Genomic DNA, 19,446 nt, shown 5'->3' with positions numbered 1-19,446 from the left:
TCATCGACGACGGATGGGTCGGCGAGGGTGGATGTGTCGCCGAGGGCGCCGTAGTCGTTTTCGGCGATCTTGCGCAGGATGCGGCGCATGATCTTGCCGGAGCGGGTCTTCGGCAGGCCGGGTGCCCACTGGATCAGGTCGGGGGAGGCGATCGGGCCGATCTCGGTGCGGACCCAGGCGCGGAGTTCCTTGCGCAGCTCCTCCGTCGGCTCGACGCCGTTCATCAGGGTCACGTAGCAGTAGATGCCCTGGCCCTTGATCTCGTGCGGGTAGCCGACGACCGCCGCCTCCGCGACCTTCTCATGCGCCACCAGCGCCGATTCCACCTCCGCGGTGCCCATGCGGTGACCCGAGACGTTGATCACGTCATCGACGCGGCCGGTGATCCAGTAGTCGCCGTCCGCATCGCGGCGGCAGCCGTCGCCGGAGAAGTAATAGCCTTTGTAATCCGAGAAGTAGGTCTTCTCGAACCGCTCGTGATCGCCCCAGACGGTGCGCATCTGACCCGGCCAGCTGTCCTTGATGCACAGGACACCCTCGGTCGGGCTTTCATGGATTTCCTCGCCGGACTGCGGATCGAGCACAACCGGCTGCACCCCGAAGAACGGCTTCATCGCCGCGCCGGGTTTCGTGGCATGGGCGCCGGGAAGCGGGGTCAGCAGGTGCCCGCCGGTTTCCGTCTGCCACCAGGTGTCGACGATCGGACAGCGACCGCCGCCGACGACATCATTGTACCAGTTCCACGCCTCCGGGTTGATGGGCTCCCCGACGGTGCCGAGGATTCGCAGCGAGGATAGATCGCATTTCGTTACGAAATCGTTGCCCTGGCCCATCAGCGCGCGAATCGCCGTCGGCGCGGTGTAGAACTGGTTGACGCGGTGCTTCTCGCAAACTTGCCAAAAACGCGACGCATCCGGCCAGGTCGGCACGCCCTCGAACATCAGCGTCGTCGCGCCGTTCGCCAAGGGCCCGTAAACAATGTAGGAATGCCCGGTGACCCAGCCCACGTCGGCGGTGCACCAATAGACGTCTCCGTCCTTGTAATCGAAGGTGACCTCGTGGGTCAGCCCGGCGTAAACCAAATATCCACCAGTGGTGTGTACAACGCCCTTCGGCTGGCCGGTGGAGCCGGAGGTGTAGAGGATGAACAGCGGATCCTCGGCATTCATCTCCACGGGGCGGCAGTAGTCATCGGCCTCCAGGGCCATCTCGTTGTAGTCGTAGTCGCGGCCGTCGACCCATGTCGTCTGCCCGCCGGTGCGCTTGACCACGAGGCATTTGACATCGTCCTTGCAGTGCAGCAGGGCCTTGTCGGCATTGGTCTTCAGCGGGGTCTTGCGGCCGCCGCGCGGCGCCTCGTCGGCGGTAATGACGACCTTCGCGTCACAGCCATTGACCCGGGCGGCGAGGGCATCGGGGGAGAAGCCGGCGAAGACGATGGAATGGATGGCGCCGATGCGGGCGCAGGCGAGCATGGCATAAGCCGCTTCGGGGATCATCGGCAGGTAGATGATGACCCGGTCGCCCTTGCGCACGCCGAGGCTCTCCAGCACGTTGGCCATGCGGCAGGTGCGGCGGTGCAGGTCGGCGTAGGAGATCGACTGGGCCTGCTCGGCGGGATCGTCGGGCTCGAAGATGATCGCGGTCTGGGTGCCGCGGGTCTCGAGATGACGGTCGATGCAGTTGGCGGAGACGTTGAGGGTGCCATCGCGGAACCACTCGATGCTGACCTTGCCGAGGGTGAAATCGACGTTCCTGATTTCCGTCGGTGCCTTGATCCAGTCGAGCCGCTGCGCCTGCTCGGCCCAGAAGGCCTCCGGATCGCTCACCGACTGCGCGTACATCGCGTCATACGCCGCAAGATCCACATTCGCAGATGCCGCAAGCTCCGCGCTGGGGGGGTAGGTGTTGCTCATTCTTGGCTCCTCCACAAATCATTTGGGGGCAGGGAACAGGTCCCGGCCCTCGATTGCAAGACCACTTTGGTCGTGGAAGGCCGGGCGTAACATCAGATTGCGAGGTATTCCGCGCGCAACTCCTCGTTTTCGAGCACCTCCGCCGCCGTGCCATCAAAAACGATGGACCCGGTGTCGAGGATCACTGCCCGATCCGCCAGTTGCAGGGCCCGCACGGCGTTCTGTTCGACGATGATCGTGGTCATCCCCTGCTCCTTGATGTGGCGGAGCGTTTTCTCGATCTCGTCGACGATGACCGGGGCGAGACCCTCGTAGGGTTCATCCAGCAGCAGCACCTTGATGTCCCGGGCCAGCGCACGGGCAATCGCCAGCATCTGCTGCTCGCCGCCGGAGAGGGTCACGCCCTCCTGGTTCTTGCGTTCGCCGAGACGGGGAAAGAGCTCGTAAAGACGTTCGATGGACCAGCCGATGGGCGGGGCGATCTGCGCCAGCTTGAGGTTCTCCTCCACGGTCAGGCCGGGGATGATGCGGCGGTCTTCGGGGACGAGGCCGAGGCCGACGGTCGCCGCCTCGTAGCTCTTCATGGTGTGCAGAGGCTTGTGGTCGAGCCAGATCTCTCCCTTGTTGACCTGCGGATTGTCGAGCCGCGCGATGGAGCGCAGCGTGGTGGTCTTGCCCGCGCCGTTGCGGCCGAGCAGGGCGAGGATCTCGCCCTCGTGCACGTTGAAGGAGATGCCCTGCACGATATAGCTCTCGCCATAGTAGCTGTGCATGTCCCAGACCGAGAGGAAGGCCGGGGCGGTTTCAGCCATATTGGCGTTCTTGGAAAAATCCGGACGTACGTTCATGTGTGTATCCTCACCTTCGAGGGGGAAGCGGGGCATAGCCCCGCCCTACGCGATGTCAGTCTGTAGGGCGGGGCTATGCCCCGCACCCGCGTTCAGTGGGCTTCGCCGAGGTAGGCTTCCTGCACCTTCGGGTGGCCCTTGATGTTCTGCGGTTCATCCTCGACCAGCGGCGTGCCCTGCGCCAGCACCGTGATCCGGTCGGCGAGGGAGAACACCACATGCATGTCGTGCTCGATGATGGCGATTGTGATGTCGCGCTTCTCCTTGATCTCCTTGAGCAGGTCGATCGTGTTGTTGGTGTCGGCGCGGGCCATGCCGGCGGTCGGCTCGTCGAGCAGCAGCAGTTTGGGGTCCTGCACAAGGCACATCGCCATCTCCAGCCGCCGCTTGTCGCCGCGCGACATGGAAGCGGAATGCATGTTCCGCTTGTCGAGCATGTTCACGTCGTCGAGCATGCGCTCGGCCTCCGTGACCAGTTCGGCCTCCGACATCATCGAACGCATGGCGTGCAGCCGGTAGGCCCCGTCCCGCTTGGCAAAGAGCGGGATCATCATGTTCTCGAACACCGTCAGGTCACCGAAGATCTCCGGGGTCTGGAACACCCGGGAAATGCCCATCTGGTTGATCTCGTGCGGCGAGCGGCCGAGCACGGACTGGCCGTCGAACATGACGGAGCCGGTGTCCGGGATCAGCTTGCCCACAAGGCAGTTGAGCAGGGTCGACTTGCCCGCGCCGTTCGGGCCAATGATGGCGTGAACGGTGTTCTCGCGCACGGAGAGGTTGACGTTCCCCAGGGCCTGCAGGCCGCCGAAGCGTTTGTTGACGTCTTTGACTTCAAGAATTCCCATCTGTCCGTCTCCTTATTCCGCGGGCTTCGTGCTGCCGGAGGGGGCGTCCGCCATTTTCTTCCGGCTGAACAGCCGCCCGATCCGTTGGCCACCCTCGACGAGACCGCCGGGCAGGAAGGCAACGACCAGCATGAAGATGATGCCGAGCGTCAGGTGCCAGCCCTTGCCCACGAAGGGGTGCAGGATGGTGACCACGAAATCCTCCATGCCGTCGGGCAGGAAGCTGAACCAGCCGTGCAGAACGTTGTCGTTGATCTTCGAGAAGATGTTTTCGAAGTACTTGATCAGGCCCGCGCCAAGAACCGGACCGATCAGCGTGCCGGCGCCGCCGAGGATGGTCATCAGCACCACTTCGCCGGAGGCGGTCCACTGCATCCGCTCCGCGCCCGCCAGCGGGTCCATCGCCGCCAGGAGGCCGCCCGCGAGACCTGCGTACATGCCGGAGATCACGAAGGCCGCGAGGGTGTAGGGCTTGGGGTTCAGGCCGGTGTAGTTCATTCGGGTCTGGTTCGACTTGATCGCGCGGAGCATCATGCCGAAGGGCGAGCGGAAGATCCGGATCGACAGGTAGAAGGCCAGGATCATCACGATCGCGCAGACGTAATAGCCTGCCGAGAAGGTAAACGACCACGGGCCGATCACGAGGTCTGTTGCGGAGCGCATTTCGAGGCCGAAGAGGTTGGTCACCGGGATCGAGCCGTCCGCCGTTTGGGACACGCCGAGGATGCGCGGATCGTTCAGGGTGATCTGCAGGCCGGTCTCGCCGTTGGTGATCGGGGTGAGCACCGAGTAGGCCAGCGCAAAGGACATCTGCGCGAAGGCCAGCGTCAGGATGGAGAAGTAGATCCCCGTCCGGCGCAGCGATATCCAGCCGATGAGCAGGGCGAACAGGCCCGAGATGATCACCGAGAGGATGATCGCCGGGAGGATGTTCATGCTCAGCAGCTTGAACATCCAGACCGCCGAGTAGGACCCTACCCCGAGGAAGGCCGCATGGCCAAATGAGAGGTAGCCGGTCAGGCCGAACAGGATGTTGAAGCCGATGGCGAAGATCCCGAAGATCACGAAGCGCTGCATCAGGTCCGGGTAGCCGGCGTTGAACTGTGCCAGGCCGCTGTCCGTCGGAAAGGGGTTGAGGATGAAGGGGGCTGCCAGCGTCAGGATGACGACGATGGCCAGCAGGGTCGTGTCTTTTTTCTCAAGTCCGAACATTGTCTTACTCCATCACACCCTTGCGTCCCATCAGGCCGCGCGGGCGGACCAGCAGGATGATGATTGCGACAAGGTAGATGACGATCTGGTTGATGCCGGGGATCAGCTCGATCACCGCGGTCATGGAGGCGAAGCTCTCGAGGATGCCGAGCAGGAAGCCCGCGAGCACGGCCCCGGGCAGCGAGCCCATGCCGCCGACGACGACCACCACGAAGCTCAGCACGAGGAAATCCATGCCCATGTGGTAGTTCGGCGCGTTGATCGGTCCGTACATCACCCCGGCGAGGCCCGCGACGGCGGCCGCGAGGCCGAACATCAGGGTGAACCGCTTGTCGATGTCGATGCCCAGCAGGCCGACGGTTTCCCGGTCTGCCATGCCCGCGCGGACCACCATGCCGAAGGTGGTGAACTGCAGGAAGGCAAAGACCGCGCCGATGACCACCAGCGAGAAGCAGAAGTAGACCACACGCCAGGCCGGGTAGAAGATGCCCGGCAGGACCTGCATCACGCCGGACAGCGCGTCCGGGGCAGGGGTCTGGATCGGGTTGGCGCCGTAGTAATACTTGATGATTTCCTGAAGCACGATGGCGAGGCCGAAGGTCACGAGGATCTGGTCGGCGTGCGGACGCTTGTAGAAGTGCTTGATCAGGCCGCGTTCCATGACATAGCCGATGAGCAGCATGATCGGGATCGCAAAGAGCACCGCGAGCGGCACCGACCAGTCGATGATCGCCGCGCCGGTCTCCTGGCCGAAGAAGTCCTCCAGGTAGGGGACATTGGCCATCTTGGGATTGCCGAGGAAGTCCACCTCTCCCTCGACGGCAACCTGGTGGCTGAGCGTCAGGAGGCGTTGCAGGGTCACGGCGCAGAAGGCGCCGATCATGAAGATCGCGCCGTGGGCGAAGTTCACCACGCCGAGCGTGCCGAAGATGAGTGTCAGGCCAAGCGCGATCAGCGCATAAGCCGAGCCCTTGTCGAGCCCGTTCAGAATTTGAAGGAGAATTGCGTCCATGGCTCCACCGTAGGGTTGAGTGTGGCGAGCGCCCCCGGGCGATGCCTGAGGACGGGAAGGAAACCTGCCTGTGTTCTAGAGATGAGTCCTGCCGGAAAGGTTACTTTCGGTGGATTCTTTTGGCACATGGGGGCGCGTGTCGCCACGCGCCCCTGCGAGCCTTACGCGCCCGGGTTGCAGGTGCCGAGGTTGCCGCCCGCGAACATCGGGTGATCCGGCGGATAGGTGACCTGCGCGGCCGGGGTGACCTCGACCACTTCGAGAAGGTCGAACTCGGAGGTCGGGTTTTCCTTGCCCTTCACCACAAGCACGTCCTTGAAGCACTGGTGATCATCGGCGCGGTACAGCGTCGGGCCGTTGCCCATGCCGTCGAACTCGAAACCTTCCAGCGCCGCGGCGACGTCACACGGGTTGAACGAGTTCGCCCGCTGCACGGCATCCGCATAGAGCAGGGTCTGCACGTAGCAAGTGTGCGCGGCCTGCGACGGCGGGAAGCCGTACTTGGTGCCGAAGGACTTGACGAACGCCTTGGAACCCTCGTCCTGCAGCGACCAATGCCAGTTGGTGGAGCCGACGATGCCCTTGATGTTCTCGCCCGCGCCGCGTGCCATGAGGCGCGAGAAGAGCGGCACGACGATCTCGAAGTTCTTGCCGTTGACCTGCTTGTTGCGCAGACCGAACTGCACCGCGTTGGTCAGCGAGTTGACCATGTTTCCGCCGTAGTGGTTCAGAACCAGCACATCCGCGCCGGAATCCAGCACCGGGGCGATGTAGGACGAGAAATCCGTCGCCGCGAGCGGGGTCAGCACGTTGTTGACGGTTTCCCAGCCCATGGCCTCGGTGGCCGCGGCGATCGACTCCTGCTGGGTCCAGCCCCAGGTGTAGTCGGCGGTCAGGTGATAGGCCTTGCGGTCATCGCCGTAGAGGTTCTTGAGCACCGGCGCCAGAGCGGCGGCCGACATGTAGGCGTTGAAGAAGTGGCGGAAACCGTTCGCCTTCTTGTCCTTGCCGGTGGTGTCGTTGGAGTGGGTGAGACCCGCCATGAAGATGACGCCGGCTTCCTGGCAGAGACCCTGCACGGCAACTGCCACGCCCGACGACGAACCGCCGGTGATCATGATGGCGCCGTCCTTTTCGATCATCGACTTGGCCGATGCGCGGGCAGCGTCAGACTTGGTCTGGGTGTCGCCGGTCACATATTCGACCTTCTTGCCCAGGATGCCGGTGCCGTCGAGCACCTTCGAGGAGAAGGTGTTCAGCATGCCGCCATCGCCGCCGCCGTTCAGGTGCTCGACCGCCAGCTCATAGGCGCGCAGCTCGTCTGCGCCCTCGTCGGCATAGGGGCCGGTCTGCGGCACGTTGAAACCAAGGGTGACTGTGCCACCTGTGGGTTCGTTGGTGAACGCGCTTGCCGACGATGCGGTGAAGATGGTCGGCAGGGCGACGCCTGCACCCGCAACGGCGCCGGACTTGAGCACGCCACGACGTGTCAGGTTCAGTTTGGACATGAAATCCTCCCAATATGTGAAAAGCGGAGCCGGGCTCCTCAACCCGGGACCACGCACATGTTTGTGCAAAGCGAGTATCAGCGACAGACGTAAAGTTTCGCAACAAGTCGTTTTTCGATAACAATTTTTTTGTCAAAGAGTGAACTGTATGGCATGGTATTCTGTAAATGACTTTACGTCGCACCGCAGAAAACCCTTGAAAAGGATACAGGAACGCCGATGCCGCGCGACACGTTGACAGGCTCGCGAATCCGCGAAAGACGGATCATGCGGGGGATAAAGCAAGCCGATCTTGCACGCGATGCGGGAATTTCGGCATCTTACCTCAATCTTATAGAGCACAACCGCCGAAGAATCGGCGGAAAGCTGCTGCTCGACATTGCCGGTATTCTCGACGTCGAACCAGTGATGCTTTCGGAGGGGGCGGAGGCGACCCTGATCGCAACCCTGCGCGAGGCGGCGCTCGACGCGCCGGAGGCCGGGGCGGAGATCGACCGTGTCGAGGAATTCGCCGGCCGCTTTCCCGGCTGGGCGCAGGTGCTCGCAGGGGCGCGGGCGCGTGTCGCCTTGCTGGAGCGCTCGGTGGAAACTCTGACCGACCGCATGACCCACGATCCGCATCTTGCCGCCTCGCTGCACGAGATGCTCTCGACGGTGACCGCCATCCATTCCGCCGCCGCCATCCTCGCCGAGCCGGGCGAGGTGGACCCGGAGTGGCAGGCGCGGTTTCACCGCAACATCCATGAGGACAGCGAGCGGCTGGCAGAGACCTCGCGTGGCCTCGTGACCTATCTCGAAGCGGACAGCGAGGCGGCGACGGAGCTCGGCGTGCCACAGGAGGAACTCGACACCGCGCTGGAGACCGCCGGGCACCACGTTCCGGAACTCGAAGACGGGGCGCCGGTCGAGGACGCGGCCGCGCGCCTGGGGCAGGGGCTGTCGCGCACCGCCCGCGCCCTGCTGGATCGCTGGCTGCACCGTTACGCCAAGGACGCCGCCGCCCTGCCGATTGCCGCGTTGCAAGGGCCGCTGGCACAGCACGGCCCGGACCCGCTGACACTGGCCCGCGTGCTGAACGCCGATCCTGCGCGGGTCATGCGCCGCCTCGCCGCGATGCCGCCGGAGGTTCTCTCCGATCCCGTGGGATTGGCGATCTGCGATGCTTCCGGTGTTCTCAGCTACCGCAAGCCGCTGCCGGAATTCCCGATGCCCCGGTTCGGGGCCGCCTGTCCGCTCTGGCCACTGTACCGGGCGCTCAACCGGCCGTGGGTGATGCTCTCGCTGCCGGTGGTCCAGCCGGTGCGCCACGAAACCCGCTTTCAGGCCGATGCCATGGCAACGCCCGTGGGCGAGGCCAGGGTCAATGCCGATCCGCTGTTCGAGGCGCATATGCTGATCCGGCCGCGCCCTGCGCGGGGCGACGAGACGCCGCCGCTGCCCGTGGGTTCCGCCTGTCGCGTGTGCCCGCGCAGCATCTGTGACGGGCGGCGGGAGCCTTCGGTGCTGGCCAGTTCCTGAGCGCTGCGCCAGTGCGGCGAAATATTTGACAAATCTGGGCGGGATAATGGGCAACATCGTTTTGACAGCGGTTTTTGTTGGTCCTAAAGTCGCAAGACCCGCAGGGAGGACCGCCGGACAAACCGGAGGCTGCGGGCGAGACCGGGGGGACAACCATGGCCGGCCATGTGCTGCTGATCGAGGACGAGCCGAACATCATCGAGGCCATCCGCTTCATCCTGTCGCGCGATGGCTGGCACGTCGATACCCACTCGAACGGCACCGATGCGGTGGCGGCGGTGAAGTCGCGCGAACCGGATGTGCTGATCCTCGACGTCATGCTGCCGGGCAAGTCCGGCTATGACATCCTGCGCGAGTTGCGTGACACCCCGGAGACCGCCGCGCTGCCGGTGCTGATGCTCACCGCGCGCGGGCAGAGCAAGGACCGCGAACTGGCGGAACGCGCCGGGGTCAGCCGCTTCATGACCAAGCCCTTCTCCAACGCCGAGGTGCTGGACGCGGTGCGCGCGCTCGGTTCGGCCACCCGGGCCGAATGAGGCCGCCTCTGCCCCCGGCGCCAAAGCTGCCGCTCTTCGTCGAGCGGCATACATACCGCCGCCGCCGCATCGTCGACGCCGCACGGGCGCTGCCGGTGCTGGGGCTGCTGCTGTGGTGGGTGCCGATGCTCTGGTCGCTGCCGGAAGAGCCGCACAGCGCGTCCAGCGCCATCATCTACATCTTCTCCGTCTGGTTCGCTCTGGTGCTCGGCGCGGCGCTGCTGATCGTCGCCCTGCGCCGTCGCGACAACGAGGCCCAGCCGAAACCGGACGACGGGCCATGACCGCGCTCAATTCGCTCGCCGCAATCTCGCTGGCCTATGTCTTGATGCTCTTTGCGGTCGCCTTCGTCGCCGAACGCGCGGCGCAACGTGGCCGGGGGGCGTGGCTGTCGGCGCCGATCATCTACACGCTGTCGCTCTCGATCTACTGCACCGCCTGGACCTTCTACGGAGCGGTGGGCGCGGCGGCGCGGGACGGGTTCGAATACCTGACCATCTACCTCGGGCCGAGCCTCGTGATGGTCGGCTGGTGGTGGGTTCTGCGCAAGCTCGTCCGCATCGGTCGCAGCCAGCGCATCACCTCCGTCGCCGACCTCATTTCCTCCCGCTACGGCAAGTCGAACCTGCTCGGCGTTGGCGTCACCCTGCTCGCAGTGATCGGCACCACGCCCTATATCGCCCTGCAACTCCAGTCTGTTACCCTGGCCGTGGACGTCTTCGCCGACTTGCAGTCCGGCCCCTCGGACGACTCGCCTTCGACGGCGTTCTGGGTCGCCGTGGGCCTGGCCATCTTCACCGTGATCTTCGGCACGCGGAACCTCGACGCCAACGAACGCCACCACGGTGTGGTCATGGCCATCGCGGTGGAGGCCATCGTCAAGCTTGCTGCGCTGCTCGCTGTCGGGGCCTTTGTCGTCTGGGGCATTTCCGGCGGGATCGGGCCGACGCTCGACCGGATCGACGCGTCCTCACTCGGCCAGTGGCAGATCAACGAGGGCCGCTGGGCCGGGCTGATGCTGCTCTCCGCCGCGGCGTTGCTCTGCCTGCCGCGCATGTTCCAGGTCATGGTGGTGGAGAACGACAACGACAACCAGCTGCGCATGGCCGCCTGGGCCTTCCCGCTGTACCTGATGCTGATGAGCCTGTTCATCATCCCGATCGCCGTGGTCGGGCTCGACGTGCTGCCCGAGGGCTCCAACCCGGATCTCTTCGTCCTCACCGTGCCGCTCTCGCAGGGGCAAGGTGGGCTTGCCATGCTCTCCTTTCTCGGCGGTTTCAGCTCCGCCACCTCCATGGTCATCGTGGCCGCCATCGCGCTCTCGACCATGGTTTCCAACCACATCGTCATGCCGCTCTGGCTGCGCTTCCGCACCGGCGGCGCCAGCGTCTCCGGCGATGTGCGCAACGTGGTCCTGCTCTCGCGGCGCCTGTCCATCGCCGGGGTACTGGCGCTCGGCTATCTCTATTACTCGCTCTCCGGCGGGGGCGAGGCGCTCTCGGTCATCGGCCTGATCTCCTTCACCGGGGTCGCGCAGGTGCTGCCCGCCATGCTCGGCGGCATCTTCTGGCGCGGGGCGACGCGCAACGGTGCGCTGGCGGGTCTGACCGTCGGTTTCGCGGTCTGGGTCTACACGCTCTACCTGCCCAGTTTCGGCCCCGGCACCATCCTGCCCGCCACGCTCTTCGAGAACGGCCCGCTCGGCATCGGCTGGCTGCGGCCCCGGGCGCTGTTCGGAATCGAAGGCATGGACCCGCTTCTGCACGCGGTGTTCTGGTCGCTGTCGCTAAACACCGTCGCCTTCTTCGCGGCCTCGCTGTTCAGCTTCCCCTCGCCGATGGAGCGGCTGCAAGGCGCACAGTTCGTCAACATCGGACGCGCGGCCAGCCGCACGCGGACCTGGGCCAGCGGTGCGGCGCAATCCGAGGACCTGATGGTCATGGCGCAGCGCATCCTAGGTGCACCGGAGGCGCAGACGCTGTTCCTGCGCGAGACCCGGCGGCAGGGCCTTACCGGCTTCCTGCCAGAGCCGACGCCGGAATTCCTCGAAGTGCTGGAACGCGAGCTGTCGGGGTCGGTCGGCGCGGCCACGGCCCACGCCATGATCGCCCAGATCGTCGGCGGCGTCAGCGTTTCCGTGCAGGACCTTATGGCCGTGGCCGACGAGACCGCGCAGATGATGGAATATTCCGCGCGGCTGGAGGCGCAATCCGAGGAACTGACCCGCACCGCCCGGCAGCTGCGCGAAGCCAACGACAAGCTGACCCGGCTGTCGGTCCAGAAAGATGCCTTCCTCAGCCAGATCAGCCACGAGTTGCGCACGCCCATGACCTCGATTCGCGCCTTCTCGGAAATCCTGCGCGATGCCGAGGGGATCGCGGCGGAAGACCGTGTGCGGTATTCCTCGATCATTCACGACGAGGCGGTGCGCCTGACGCGGCTGCTCGACGACCTGCTGGACCTGTCGGTGCTGGAAAACGGGCAGGTGAGCCTGAACCTGCGGCGTGCGCAACTGTCGGAACTGCTCGACCGCGCGGTGGCGGCGGCGACTCAGGGCGAGCCGGGGCTGACCATCCGCCGCGACCAGGCCTCGGAGGCGTTCTGGCTGTACACGGACATCGACCGTCTCGCGCAGGTCTGCATCAACCTCATCGCCAATGCCCGCAAGTACTGCGACGCGCCGAGGCCGGTGCTGGAGATCCGTGTCGGGCACCGCGAGGGGCGCACCGTGGTCGATTTCATCGACAACGGCTCGGGGGTCGCGCCGGACCAGCAGGACGTGATCTTCGAAAAGTTCGCCCGGGTCAGCCACCGTGAGGCCGGGGGCGCGGGGCTGGGCCTCGCGATCTGTCGCCAGATCATGGCACGGCTGGGCGGGGACATCTCCTATCTGCCGGGGCAGGGCGGCGGGGCCTTTCGCCTGGTGCTGCCCGGAGAACAGGCGCTCGCCGCGCAATAAATTCATCGCTCTTAAAGCGCTTGGTAACCAAATCCATCCATAACCGGACCTGGATGAAGAGGACGTGATGGGCGAATTCGTAAATGGCTGACGGCGCACAACAGGACGTGCTTGGCCAGAAGGCACTGGCGGCGCAACGCGCGTTCGAGGCGCGCGGCATGTCGCCGGCCAAGGCGCTGCGCCGTGCGTTGTCGCGCACGGCCGACGTCAACTGGGACCTCGCGCTCGTCACCCAGAGCGTCAATATCGAAACGCTCGACCAGGACGGCGTGGTCGACGGGCTGAATCCGGCCCACATGCTGATCCTGGTCGACGGTCCGGACGGCGCACTCGGGCTTGTCGTGATGGACCGGGAAGTCGTCACCGCACTGGTCGAGGTGCAGACCATTCAGCAGGTGACCCAGATGCCGGTGGATCCGGAGCGCGTCTTCACGCCCACGGATGCGGCGCTGATGGCGCCGATGATCGACGGCACGATGGAACGCTTTGCCAGCAACCTCGGGGATCACCCGCTGGTGCCGCAGATCGAAGGGTTTCGTTTCGGCGCCATGCTGGAGGACGCGCGCAGCGCCAGCCTGCTGCTCGACGCCGCCAGCTACCGCGCCTTCCGCGTTGAGATCGACCTCGCACTCGGACGGCGGCGCGGCATGGTGTCCTTCATCCTGCCGGAACGCCCGAAGCCGAAGCGCGGCGCGGAGGAGGCGGTCGCCATGGGCCCCGGGCCGCATGAGGAGGTGTTCAGCCGCGTGCCCGCGCGCCTCGATGCGATTCTCGCCCGGCTGCGGTTGCCGTTGAACAAGGCGCAGGCGCTCAAGCCCGGCGATCTCGTGCCGTTGCCGCAGGATGCCTTGGACAAGGTGTTGCTGACCGCGGGCAAGGGGCGCACCGTGGTCACCGGGCGGCTTGGCCAGCTCAACGGCATGCGGGCGGTGCGACTCAGCATGCCGGTGCAGGCGGGCGTGGTGTCACCGGGCGGCAAACCGGCGGAGCAGCCGGAGGGATTCGGCAAGGCGGAGAAAGAGTCGGCGCTCCCGGCGTTGGCGGGCGGCTTTGGCGGGTTGGACCAGAGCGGTTCCGACGCCGACCTGACCGAGGACCTGCCGGATCTGCCGGCCATGGACTTCGCATCGGAGGCGGCGGACTTCGACTTCGCGGCGGAGGCCGGTGACTTCGATTTCAGCCCGGAGGGGGCAGAGGGCGACAGCGACCTGCCCGCCCTCGGCGATTTCGCTTCCGCCCCTGTGGAGTTCGACTTCGAGGAGTGACCTCAGCCGCGCTGCGCGGCGATGGCCTCCAACGTCGGCCGCAGGCCGGAGAGGTCATAGCCCGCTTCCGCGGCGGTGGTCAGGATGTCGTCCACCGGCATCTCCCCGGCCATGCCGAGTGCCCAGACGACGGTGCAGCGGGTGCCGGAGGCGCAATAGGCCAGCACCGGCCCGCTCGCCTCTTCATAGAGCGACCGCTGCAGCGCGACGTTCTGCGGAGTCATCGTCTGGTGGGTCAGGGGCAGGACGTGGAATTCCAGCCCTGCGGCCTCTGCCGCGGCGGCCATGGCCTCTGCCTGCCACTCCGGCGGATTTTCCGCGTCGGGTCGGTTGCAGATGATGCGGGTGAAGCCCGCCGCCTTGGCAGCGGGCAGATCGTCAGGCGCGATTTGCGGGCTGACATGATAGCGGGGGGTGATCTGACGCGGGTTCATGGCGCAAGCCTTATTCCGCGGGCACCGCCCTGTCCAGACGCGCGCGCACGCGGGGAGAGAGCCACATGCCGGTGATCATCGCGGCGAGGAAGACGTAGAGGCCCGGCCCGCCGTAGCTCAGCGAGGCGATCGACGGCCCCGGGCACAGCCCGACGAGACCCCAGCCCGCGCCAAAGAGGATCGAGCCGAGGATCAGCTTGGAGTCGATCTCCTTCGAGGGCTTCGGTGGCATCGGGTTGCCGGAGAGCGACATCGTCCGGCGCCGCGCGACCAGCCATGCGATGGCCATGGGGATCATCGCCCCGCCCATCACGAAGGCCAGCGTCGGGTCCCAGGCTCCGAACACGTCGAGCCAGCCCTGCACCTTCGCGGTGTCGGTCATGCCGGAGATGAAGAGTCCCGCGCCGAACAACCCGCCGGAGACAAAGGCAATCACAAGTTGCAGCATGTCAGATCACTCCCAGGATATGGCGGAACAGGACGACACCGACGCCGCCCGCGACGATATAGGCCCCGGTGGCCACGAAGCCGCGCACCGAGAGCCGCGACATGCCGCAGACCCCGTGCCCGGAGGTGCAGCCATTGGCGAGACGGGTGCCGACGCCCACCAGCATCCCCGCCGTGGCGAGAATGACGTAGTTGTCGGTGATATGCGTGTCGACGGTGCGGTAGAACGGCATCAGGATCACGGGCAGCAGGGCAACGCCGATCAGAAAGACGATCCGCTCCCATTTCGTGCTTGCGCCCGAGCCGTCCACCAGCCCGCCGATGATGCCGGAGGCGCCCATGATCTTCCCGTTGCCGAGCAGATACACAGCGCCGCCGGTGCCGATCAGCAAGCCGCCGATCAGCCCCCAGATCCAGTCAATTGGCATGTGCGTTTCCTTTTGGTCCTGTCGTATGGCCCCGGTCGCGGCGGAGCGTGTTTCGCAAATCGGACCGCCATCCTCCAACCGCCGCAGCGGCAGCGGGACTGGCGGCCCTCAAAAAACTCAGAGCTTGTTCACCGGCACCTTGAGAAAGACGTCGCCCTTCTCGTCCGGCTCCGGCATCTGTCCGGCACGCATGTTCACCTGCAGCGACGGGATGATCAGTTTCGGCATGGCGAGCGTCGCGTCGCGGGTGTCGCGCATGGTGACGAACTCCTCCTTGGACTTGCCCGCGCCGACATGCACGTTGGCCACCTTCTGCTCGCCCACCGTGGTTTCCCAAGCGTAGGTATCGCGGCCCGGAGCCTTGTAGTCGTGACCGACGAAGATGCGGGTCTCGTCCGGCAGGGCGAGGATCTTCTGCACCGAATCATAGAGCGTCTCGGACGAGCCGCCCGGGAAGTCGCAGCGTGCGGTGCCGAAGTCCGGCATGAAGAGCGTATCGCCCACGAAAGCGGCATCGCCGATGACGTAGGTCAGGCAGGCCGGTGTATGGCCGGGGGTGTGAAGCACGTCGACACGCATCTGGCCGATGTGCACGCTGTCGCCCTCGACGAAGAGCTGGTCGAACTGCGAGCCGTCGCGCTGGAACTCCGTGCCCTCGTTGAAGACCTTCCCGAACGTGTCCTGCACGATCGTGATGCGGTCGCCGATACCGATCTTGCCGCCGAGTGCGTCCTGCAGGTAGGGCGCGGCGGAGAGGTGGTCGGCATGGACGTGGGTTTCCAGAAGCCACTGGCATTCGTAGCCTTTTTCCTTGACGAAGGCGATGATGGCATCCGCGGAGCGGGTGTCGGTGCGGCCCGAGGCATAATCGAAGTCCAGCACCGAATCGACGATGGCACAGGCCGACCCGTTCGGATCGCGCACCACGTAGGAGATGGTGTTGGTGGCATCGTCGAAGAAGGATGTGACTTCCGGTTTCATCTGTTCGGTTCCCTATGCTGGTTGGCGAGACATATACACATAAATGAATATGTTTCAAGTCCCTTCGACGGATTGACCTCGGTCAAGGTAGTCACAGGATGTTTAAGCTAGCGTTGTCGTGCTCGGCAGGAGCGGTCAGCGCGGGAGGTTTCAATGTCGCACCACAAGAATAAATTGCGTCTTTTGCAGCGGTTGCGCGAGCTTGGCGCGCGCCTGACGGAGATCGAGGAGGCCCTGCTGAAGGAGCACTCCAAGGATTGGGAAGAGATGGCCGTGGAGCGCGAGGACGAGGAGATGCTCGAAGCGCTCGGCGAACAAGGCCAGGCCGAGGCGGCGCAGATCAGGCACGCTTTGGACCTGCTCGCAAAAGGCGAGTACGGTTATTGCCAGACGTGTGGCGAGACGATCTCGGACGCCCGTCTGGAGGCGGTGCCCTACGCGGTACAATGCCGCGCCTGCGCCTCGGGCGAACGTGCGGCCTGACCGGCGGCGCGGCGGCACGGGACTATTCAAGACGACGGCAACATCTGGTCACGGGAGACGAACAATGACGGAAAAACTGCTCGAACGGCTCGAAACGCTGCGGCATGACCTCGACACCAGCCACGGCGCGGCGCACGAGGCCCATCTCGACCACCTGGAGGAGGCAGTGATGACGCTCGACGCGCGGGGCGTGGCGGTGCCGCACTGGGCGCGTGACCGCCTCGCGGGGCGGATCGACGAAGAGGTCGAGAACCAGTTCGACAACATGCCCCTGTAGGGATCTTTGCGAGTCCTTCCTGCCACGCCCGTCCCGCCTGTTCACCCAATCGGCGGGGCGGCGCTTGTCTTGCCCCGGCCTTGCGCCTTTAATTGCGCGCAAAGCGTTTCAAAGGCGCGGTAAAAATCGCGAAAGACCGGCGCGGCAGCGATGCCGGGCCGGGGGGAGGGCAGCATGGTCGGGTACAGGATCGAACGGCAGGTGGCGGTTCTGGAGGTGGCGCAGCCGCCGCTGAACGGGCTGACCCGCGCGGTGCGCGCCGCGCTGATGGAAGCGATCGACCGCGCCGAGGAAGATGACGCCGCCGACGCCATCGTGCTGATCGGGGCAGGCGGGACCTTTCCGGCCGGGACCGACGTCACCGAATACGACCGAGGCCTGCAGGAGCCTTTCCTGCGCGACCTCTGTGACCGGGTCGAATACTCGGAAAAGCCGGTGGTGGCCGCGCTGAACGGCACCGTCTTCGGTGGCGGTCTGGAACTGGCGCTGGCGGCGCATTACCGGGTGGCGCATGCGGGCACGCGCTTCGGCCTGCCGGAAATCCACCTTGGCTTGCCACCGGCGGGGGGCGGCTCGCAGCGGCTGCCGCGTCTCGTGGGCGCGGCACAGGCACTCGACATGCTTGGCAGCGGACGGGTGATCGGCGCGGGCGAGGCGGCGGGGGCACGGCTGACCGATCTGCGCACCGAGGGCGACGTGCGGCAGGCGGCGCTGGACTTCTGCGACACGCTGCGCATGGGTGGCACCGGACCCCGCCGGCTGGGCGAGAACGTGGCCGGGGCGAGCGATCCGGCTGCCTTCCACGCCGCCATTGCCGAGGCCCGCGCGGCGCTGAGCGGGGACCGAGACAGTCTGCAGGCGCAGATCGTGATGCTGGTCGAAGCCGCCGCTCTGCTGCCTTTCGAGGCGGGCTGTGCGCTGGAGGCGGAAATCTTCAACGACTGTCTCGCGTCTGACCGGGCGCGTGCCTTGCGCCATGTCTACCTCGCCGAGCGCCGCGCCGCACAGGGCGCACCCGATGCCGGTCCCGAGGTGCAGGCTATCGCCGTTCTCGGCTCCGGGGGGCTTGCCGTGCAGCTCGTGGCGCGGGCACTCATGCAGGGGCTGGCGGTGATCTGGGCGGCGCGTGACGGGCAGGCGCTGGAGACGGCACAGGGCAGGATGCGGGCGCTGCTGGCGACGGGGGCGCGAGATACCGCGGCGGTGGAGGCGCTCTGTGCAGGGCTGTCGCTGGCGACTTGCAAGGATGCGGCGGCGCAGGCGGGACCCGGTGCGGTGCTGATCACCGAGCGCGGCTACGACGACCTGCCCTGGCCGGAGGGCGCACTCAGGCTCCCGGCCTATACCGACGCGGTGCAGGGCGTGGGCCTGCGCTTCGTGCCGCCTGCGCATCGGGCGCGGCTCGTGGAGGTGCTGCAGGGCCCGGACGCAAGTCGCGCGGCGGTGCTTCGCGCCGCACAGGTGGCGCAGCGGCTGGGCAAGCTGCCGGTTCGCGTGGTCTCTGACCGCGACACGCTGGCCGGGCGGCTGAACACGGCGATGAACCGCGCTGCGGATGCGTTGATCGACCTTGGATGCAGCCCCTACGCCATCGACGCGGCGTTGCTGGACTGGGGCATGCCGCAAGGCGTCCTTGCCGCCCGCGACCGTCGCAGTCTCGTCGATCTGGCGCGGATCGACCTCGTCAGCGGGGTCAACTGGTGCCGGGCACTGGTCGAAGCGGGCCGCATGGGCGCGGCGGAGGGCGGCGGTTTTTACGACTGGAAGGACGGCACGCCGGTGCCCTCTGAGTCGGTTCTGACGCTGTTCGACGCGCAGCGCCCGCCCCGGGGCAGGCCGCCGGAGAACATCCGGACGCTGATCCTCGGGGCCATGGCGAACGAGGGGCTGCACCTGCTGGCCGAGGGCCGCGCGGTACGGGCCTCGGACCTTGACGTGGTCAGCATCCACGCGCTGAACCTTCCGCGCGAGCAGGGCGGCGTGATGAAGGCGGTGAGCCTGCGCGGCCTGTTCGGCGTGATGCGCCAGATGGAGCGTCTGGGCCACCCGGACACGGCCTTCTGGACGCCGCATCCGGAGTGGGGGCGGCTGGTGAAGAACGGGCTGGATTTCGACGCGCTCTGAGACCCGGGGCCTCAGCCGAGGAAGAGCCCGAGGATCACCATCATCAGGCCGATCACCGACAGGAAGAGCGAGGCCATGTTCCAGGTCACCGTCTGGCGCACCACCTCGCGCAGCGCCTCGTCGTCCAGCCCGGTGTTGCGGGCGCGGCCGACACGCAGGATGCACCAGATCAGCCCGCCGAGGCCGGCCACGGTGACAAGTGCCCCGATCCAGATCAACAATTGCATGGCGACGGCCCCTTTTCCTGCGCTGCGGAGGGCCTAAAGCAGCACGCCGCCGCTGGCAAGGTGATCAAGCCTTGATGGCCTCGCCCGGCCCCTGTATCTGCGATGCGGATTGAGGCTCATTTGGCAGGAGACAGGGTCATGCAGGACGAATCCGGCGACAGCTATGGCATTGCAGCAGGCGAGTTGCGCCAGTTCATCGAGCGCTTCGAGCGTCTCGAAGTGGAGAAGCAGGAGATCGCGGAGCAGCAGAAGGAAGTCATGGCAGAGGCCAAGGGCCGCGGCTACGACACCAAGGTGATGCGCAAGGTCATCGCCCTGCGCAAGCGCAGCGCCGACGACATCGCCGAGGAAGAGGCGGTTCTGGAAATGTACAAGGCCGCCCTGGGAATGGCATGAAAATCAGATAATTCACTGATTTTGATA

The 19,446-nt window shown here is 65.9% G+C and carries 20 protein-coding genes; 9 read left to right on the top strand and 11 right to left on the bottom strand.

What is annotated here, in order from left to right:
* The 6 genes from acs to ACP159_RS23760 form a co-directional block, all read right to left on the bottom strand.
* Positions 1-1,916 (bottom strand): acetate--CoA ligase (gene acs, locus ACP159_RS23785; RefSeq protein ID WP_425102219.1); only part of this gene is annotated, 1,916 nt, incomplete at its 3' end.
* 92 nt (positions 1,917-2,008) lie between these two features.
* Positions 2,009-2,764: an ABC transporter ATP-binding protein gene (locus tag ACP159_RS23780; protein WP_425102218.1), complete on the bottom strand. Its 756-nt coding sequence runs from the start codon at positions 2,762-2,764 to the stop codon at positions 2,009-2,011.
* 92 nt (positions 2,765-2,856) lie between these two features.
* Positions 2,857-3,612 (bottom strand): ABC transporter ATP-binding protein, encoded by a 756-nt coding sequence (locus ACP159_RS23775; protein WP_425102217.1) that lies wholly within the window; start codon positions 3,610-3,612, stop codon positions 2,857-2,859.
* 12 nt (positions 3,613-3,624) lie between these two features.
* A complete protein-coding gene (locus ACP159_RS23770) occupies positions 3,625-4,824 on the bottom strand; it encodes a branched-chain amino acid ABC transporter permease (protein WP_425102216.1) in 1,200 nt (399 codons plus the stop codon).
* Between the two features lie 4 nt (positions 4,825-4,828).
* The gene (locus tag ACP159_RS23765) at positions 4,829-5,836 is read right to left on the bottom strand and encodes a branched-chain amino acid ABC transporter permease (protein WP_425102215.1); all 1,008 of its coding nucleotides are present in this window, start codon (positions 5,834-5,836) and stop codon (positions 4,829-4,831) included.
* Between the two features lie 161 nt (positions 5,837-5,997).
* Positions 5,998-7,344, bottom strand: coding sequence for a substrate-binding protein (locus ACP159_RS23760; protein WP_425102214.1), 1,347 nt, complete (start codon positions 7,342-7,344; stop codon positions 5,998-6,000).
* A gap of 219 nt (positions 7,345-7,563) precedes the next feature.
* Here ACP159_RS23760 and ACP159_RS23755 point away from each other — a divergent pair, with 219 nt between their 5' ends.
* The 5 genes from ACP159_RS23755 to ACP159_RS23735 all read left to right on the top strand — a co-directional run bounded on the left by ACP159_RS23755 (position 7,564) and on the right by ACP159_RS23735 (position 13,622).
* Positions 7,564-8,862 (top strand): helix-turn-helix domain-containing protein, encoded by a 1,299-nt coding sequence (locus ACP159_RS23755; protein WP_425102213.1) that lies wholly within the window; start codon positions 7,564-7,566, stop codon positions 8,860-8,862.
* Between the two features lie 155 nt (positions 8,863-9,017).
* Complete coding sequence (locus ACP159_RS23750; protein ID WP_425102212.1) at positions 9,018-9,398, top strand: response regulator transcription factor; 381 nt, start codon at positions 9,018-9,020, stop codon at positions 9,396-9,398.
* Positions 9,395-9,682, top strand: coding sequence for a hypothetical protein (locus tag ACP159_RS23745; protein WP_425102211.1), 288 nt, complete (start codon positions 9,395-9,397; stop codon positions 9,680-9,682). The genes ACP159_RS23750 and ACP159_RS23745 overlap by 4 nt, the downstream gene beginning before the upstream one ends.
* Complete coding sequence (locus ACP159_RS23740) at positions 9,679-12,357, top strand: ATP-binding protein (protein WP_425102210.1); 2,679 nt, start codon at positions 9,679-9,681, stop codon at positions 12,355-12,357. Before ACP159_RS23745 ends, ACP159_RS23740 begins: the two co-directional genes overlap by 4 nt.
* Positions 12,358-12,440: 83 nt before the next feature.
* Positions 12,441-13,622, top strand: a complete 1,182-nt coding sequence (locus ACP159_RS23735; RefSeq protein ID WP_425102209.1) for a FliM/FliN family flagellar motor switch protein — start codon at positions 12,441-12,443, stop codon at positions 13,620-13,622.
* Between the two features lie 2 nt (positions 13,623-13,624).
* Here the strand turns inward: ACP159_RS23735 and ACP159_RS23730 are convergent, their stop codons facing one another.
* The 4 genes from ACP159_RS23730 to ACP159_RS23715 form a co-directional block, all read right to left on the bottom strand.
* On the bottom strand, positions 13,625-14,056 hold the full coding sequence (locus tag ACP159_RS23730) for a TIGR01244 family sulfur transferase (protein WP_425102208.1): 432 nt from the start codon (positions 14,054-14,056) through the stop codon (positions 13,625-13,627).
* 10 nt (positions 14,057-14,066) lie between these two features.
* Positions 14,067-14,504 (bottom strand): DUF6691 family protein, encoded by a 438-nt coding sequence (locus ACP159_RS23725; protein WP_425102207.1) that lies wholly within the window; start codon positions 14,502-14,504, stop codon positions 14,067-14,069.
* Between the two features lies 1 nt (position 14,505).
* The gene (locus ACP159_RS23720; RefSeq protein WP_425102206.1) at positions 14,506-14,931 is read right to left on the bottom strand and encodes a YeeE/YedE family protein; all 426 of its coding nucleotides are present in this window, start codon (positions 14,929-14,931) and stop codon (positions 14,506-14,508) included.
* Between the two features lie 117 nt (positions 14,932-15,048).
* Positions 15,049-15,912, bottom strand: coding sequence for an MBL fold metallo-hydrolase (locus tag ACP159_RS23715; protein ID WP_425102205.1), 864 nt, complete (start codon positions 15,910-15,912; stop codon positions 15,049-15,051).
* A gap of 153 nt (positions 15,913-16,065) precedes the next feature.
* Here ACP159_RS23715 and ACP159_RS23710 point away from each other — a divergent pair, with 153 nt between their 5' ends.
* The 3 genes from ACP159_RS23710 to ACP159_RS23700 all read left to right on the top strand — a co-directional run bounded on the left by ACP159_RS23710 (position 16,066) and on the right by ACP159_RS23700 (position 18,796).
* A complete protein-coding gene (locus tag ACP159_RS23710) occupies positions 16,066-16,395 on the top strand; it encodes a TraR/DksA family transcriptional regulator (protein ID WP_425102204.1) in 330 nt (109 codons plus the stop codon).
* A gap of 64 nt (positions 16,396-16,459) precedes the next feature.
* The gene (locus ACP159_RS23705) at positions 16,460-16,672 is read left to right on the top strand and encodes a hypothetical protein (RefSeq protein WP_425102203.1); all 213 of its coding nucleotides are present in this window, start codon (positions 16,460-16,462) and stop codon (positions 16,670-16,672) included.
* Between the two features lie 174 nt (positions 16,673-16,846).
* Positions 16,847-18,796 (top strand): enoyl-CoA hydratase-related protein, encoded by a 1,950-nt coding sequence (locus ACP159_RS23700; RefSeq protein ID WP_425102202.1) that lies wholly within the window; start codon positions 16,847-16,849, stop codon positions 18,794-18,796.
* Between the two features lie 11 nt (positions 18,797-18,807).
* On the opposite strand, the gene ACP159_RS23695 is transcribed toward ACP159_RS23700, so the two are convergent.
* Positions 18,808-19,023, bottom strand: coding sequence for a hypothetical protein (locus tag ACP159_RS23695; RefSeq protein ID WP_425102201.1), 216 nt, complete (start codon positions 19,021-19,023; stop codon positions 18,808-18,810).
* A gap of 138 nt (positions 19,024-19,161) precedes the next feature.
* On the opposite strand from ACP159_RS23695, the gene ACP159_RS23690 reads away from it, so the two are divergent.
* On the top strand, positions 19,162-19,419 hold the full coding sequence (locus ACP159_RS23690) for a DUF2312 domain-containing protein (RefSeq protein WP_425102200.1): 258 nt from the start codon (positions 19,162-19,164) through the stop codon (positions 19,417-19,419).
* The last annotated feature ends 27 nt before the right edge of the window (positions 19,420-19,446 follow it).

This window comes from Tropicibacter sp. S64 (genome assembly GCF_049803835.1).
GTDB lineage: Bacteria > Pseudomonadota > Alphaproteobacteria > Rhodobacterales > Rhodobacteraceae > Pacificoceanicola.
This window is presented reverse-complemented; position numbering and strand designations above follow the sequence as displayed.